The 4,476-nt window shown below is 67.9% G+C and carries 1 protein-coding gene; it reads left to right on the forward strand.

The window, feature by feature from the left end; translation table 11 throughout:
• Window positions 1–12: 12 nt before the first annotated feature.
• Window positions 13–4,476: type I polyketide synthase (locus ACFPIJ_RS21670; protein ID WP_380116994.1), on the forward strand; the 4,464-nt coding region annotated here is incomplete at its 3' end.

Raw genomic sequence — 4,476 nt, forward strand, 5'->3', positions numbered from 1 at the left:
CAGGGTGTGCGGGTGTTCGTGGAGTTGGGTCCGGGTGCGGCGTTGACCGCGATGGTCCAGGAAAACCTGCCCGAGACAGCGGCAGAGCGGTCGGTGTTCGTGGCCGGGTTGCGTCGTGAAGGTGCCGAGGTTGAGTCGTTGCTGCTGGCGGTGGCGCAGGCGTTCACCGCCGGCGTGGCGGTGCAGTGGCCGGCGGTGTTCAGCGCGGTTCCCGCTGTCCGGGTGGATCTGCCGACGTATGCGTTCCAGCGGGAGCGGTTCTGGTTGCAACCGGCGTCGTCTGCCGGGGATGTGGCTGCGGCTGGGCTGGGTGTCGCTGGGCATCCGTTGCTGGCGGCGGTCACGGCGTTGGCGGAAGGCGAGGGGGTGTTGTGGACCGGCAGGGTGTCGGTGCGTACGCATCCTTGGCTGGCCGATCACGTGGTGGCTGGTGCGGTGTTGTTGCCTGGAACCGGTTTCGTGGAACTGGCGGTGTGTGCGGGGCAGCGGGCCGGTTGTGGACTGTTGGAGGAGTTGACGCTGACCGCGCCGCTGGTGTTCTCCGGTGACAGCGCGGTCCAGGTGCAGGTGTGGGTCGGCGGACCGCAGGAGGAGTCGGGTCGCCGACCGGTCAACATCTACTCCCGACCCGAGCACAGTGAAGACATGGGCAATGTCTGGGTCCGCCACGCCACCGGCATGCTGTCCCCGGCGACGCCGGTGCCATCGTTTGACCTGACCGTCTGGCCTCCGCAGGGCGCGGTGGCGGTGGACATCGACGGCTCGTATGAGCAGTTGGCTGAGACCGGGTTCGGATACGGGCCCGTGTTCCAGGGGCTGCAGGCCATTTGGCGTCGTGACGGCGAGGTGTTCGCCGAGGTTGTCCTGCCGGAGCCGGCGGCGCAGGAGGCCGGCCTGTTCGGGATACACCCGGCCCTGTTGGACGCGGCGCTGCACCCGGCCCTGCTCGATGGCGATGACGGGTTGCGGTTGCCGTTTGCGTGGTCGGGGGTGTCGGTGTTCGCTGCCGGGGCCGGGATGCTGCGGGTGCGGTTGACACTGGCAGGTGATGACGGGCTCGCTCTGGAGGTGGCTGACGGGGCCGGTATGCCGGTGGCGATGGTGGAATCGCTGGTGGCCCGCCCGGTCAGCACCGAACAGCTCACCAACGCAGCCGGTGGCAGGGTTCTGGCAGATCGTCTGTTCCAGGTCGATTGGGTAGCGCCGACCGGTGTCGGGTCGGTGTCGGCGTCGGCCCGGTGGGCGGTGCTCGGCGTCGACGGATCGGACCTGGCTGCCGGACTACGGCCAGCGGGAGCCGAGGTGCAGGGGCATCCGGATCTGGCCGGGTTGCGGCAGGCGGTCGCTGATGGCGCGCCGATGCCTGATCTGGTGCTGGCCGCGGACATCCCGATGCCTGCCGAGGGAGAGGTCGGCGAGCGGGTACGGGCGACCACGGGTTGGGCGTTGGAGCTGGTCCAGTCGTGGCTGGCCGATGACCGGCTGGGCGCGGCCCGGCTGGTGGTCCTGACCCGGAACGCGGTTGCCGTCGACACCGGTGCTGGTATCAGCGGTGTTGATGTGGTCCAGGCGCCGGTGTGGGGGTTGGTGCGTGCGGCGCAGGCAGAGCATCCAGACCGAATCATGCTGGTGGATTCCGACTACCAGGAGGAATCGCACAGAGCCCTATCGCACATAGCGATGCTCAGTGAGCCTGAGGTGGCGCTGCGCTCGGGCGTGATCCGTGTTCCCAGACTTGTTCGGGTTTCGGTACCTGAAGCACGAGTCACCGCGACATTGGACCCGCAGGGCACGGCGTTGGTCACCGGGGGGACCGGGGGTGTGGGGGCGTTGGTGGCCCGCCATCTGGTGGTCCGGCATGGGGTTCGGCATCTGGTGTTGACCAGCCGACGGGGTGCGGAGGCCCCGGGGGCGGCGCAACTCCAGGAGGAGCTGACGGGTCTGGGCGCGCAGGTGGAGGTGGTTGCCTGTGACGTGGCCGATCGGGATGCGGTGGCGGCCCTGTTGGCTGCGGTGCCGGACGACCGGCCGTTGACCGCAGTCGTGCACGCCGCAGGGATCGCGGACAACGGGTTGATCGGCTCATTGACCCCCGACCGGGTCGACCAGGTGCTGCGTCCCAAGGTAGACGGTGCGTGGAACCTACACGAGCTGACCAAGGACATGGACCTGTCGACATTCGTCCTGTTCTCATCAGTGGCGGGCACCGCGCTGGCTGCTGGGCAGGCGAGTTACGCCGCTGCGAACGTCTTTTTGGACGGGCTGGCTGAGTATCGCCGTACGCTGGGCTTGCCGGCTGTCGCCCTGGCCTACGGCCTGTGGGACGTTCCCACGGGCATGAGCGCAGAGCTGGATTCGGCCGATGAGCGACGCCTTGAGCGTCTCGGCCTGCCAGCGATTTCGGTCAGCGATGGACTAGCGATATTCGACGCCTCGTTCGACATCAGTCGCGCATCCCTGGCTGCGATCCGACTGGACGTGCGTGCGCTGCGCGCACGGTCCGACAAGGTTCCGGCGGTGCTGCGAGGCTTTGCGCAAGATCTGGCACGGAAGGCCCCGAGCAGCGCAACCGCGAATCGACGTCTGACGATGATGGACGAACAGGAGCGCGGCCGCTCTCTGCTGGAACTTGTCCTGACGCAGGCGGCGACGGTCCTCGGCCATGGCTCCAGCGACGCGATCGGAAGCGATCGATCATTCAGCGAGATCGGCTTCGACTCGCTTCTGGCCGTCGAGCTGCGCAATGCCTTGAAGTCGGCCACGGGATTGGCCCTGCCGGCCACCCTCGTCTTCGACTACCCGACCCCCCGGGCAATAGCGGAATATCTCAAGGGCGAATTCGCGGGCACCGCCGGTCGCTCCGAGATCCGCGCTTCGGCCGGTGCGCTGCCTGCCGACGAGCCGATTGCGATTGTGGGGATGGCGTGTCGGTTGCCGGGGGGTGTGCGGTCTCCGGAGGGGCTGTGGGATCTGGTCGCGTCCGGTGGTGACGGGATCTCGGAGTGGCCGACTGACCGGGGCTGGGACATTGAAGGGCTGTTCGACCCGGATCCGGATCGGTCGGGGACCAGTTACGTGCGGGACGGCGGTTTCCTGTACGACGCCGCGGACTTCGATGCGGGGTTCTTCGGGATCAGTCCGCGTGAGGCGTTGGCGATGGATCCGCAGCAGCGGCTGTTGCTGGAGGCCGCGTGGGAGGTGTTCGAGCGGGCGGGTATCGACCCTGGCTCGCTGAGGGGTTCGGACACCGGGGTGTTCGCCGGATTGATGTATCACGACTACGCGATGGGTGTTCTGGGTTCGGGGCGGGATCCTCAGGGGGTCGAGGGTTTCATCAGCACGGGTATTGCCGGGAGTGTGGTGTCGGGTCGTTTGGCGTACAACTTCGGGTTGGAGGGCCCGGCGGTCACGGTGGACACGGCGTGTTCGTCGTCGCTGGTGGCGTTGCATCTGGCGTGTCAGTCGTTGCGGCAGGGCGAGAGCTCACTCGCGTTGGCCGGCGGCGTGGCAGTGATGGCGACACCGGGCATGTTCATTGAGTTCAGCCGGCAGCGGGGGTTGGCTGCGGATGGGCGTTGCAAGTCTTTCGCTGGGGCCGCGGATGGTACCGGGTGGAGCGAGGGTGTCGGGTTGCTCCTGTTGGAGCGTCTGTCCGACGCTCGACGCAACGGTCACCGGGTGCTCGCAGTCATCCGGGGTAGTGCGGTGAATCAGGACGGTGCGAGCAACGGGTTGACCGCGCCGAACGGCCCGTCGCAGCAGCGGGTGATCCGGCAGGCGTTGGCGAACGCGCGCCTCTCGCCCACTGACGTGGACGCGGTGGAGGCCCATGGCACCGGGACGATGTTGGGTGACCCGATCGAGGCGCAGGCGCTGCTGGAGGTGTACGGGCAGGACCGGGCCGGGCGTGAACCGGTGTGGTTGGGTTCGTTGAAGTCGAACATCGGTCATACCCAGGCCGCGGCCGGCGTGGCGGGTGTGATCAAGATGGTCATGGCGATGCAGGCTGGGGTGTTGCCGCAGACGTTGCATGTTGATGAGCCGACCCCGCATGTGGACTGGTCGTCCGGTGCGGTGCAGCTGTTGACGGAGTCGCGGTCGTGGTCGCAGTCTGGGCGGCCGCGGCGGGCTGGTGTGTCCTCGTTCGGGATCAGCGGCACCAACGCCCACATGATCTTGGAAGAAGCCCCCGAAGCCGCTGTGGCGGTGGAGCAGGGGTCTGTGTCGTTGCCGGTGGTGCCGTGGGTGTTGTCGGGTCGTAGTGCTGCGGCGTTGGCTGGTCAGGCTGAGCGGTTGCGGGCTCTCCTGCTCGACGGTGTCGGGTCTGGGTTGAGCGATGTGGGGTTTTCGCTGGCGGGGTCGCGGGCGGTGTTCGAGCATCGAGCCGTGGTGGTGGCTGGGGATCGGGAGGGGTTCCTGGACGGGTTGGGTGCCCTGGCGCGTGGTGAGGCAGGGGCGAACACGGCGAGTGGTGTC

This window comes from Dactylosporangium cerinum (genome assembly GCF_042653625.1).
GTDB lineage: Bacteria > Actinomycetota > Actinomycetes > Mycobacteriales > Micromonosporaceae > Dactylosporangium > Dactylosporangium cerinum.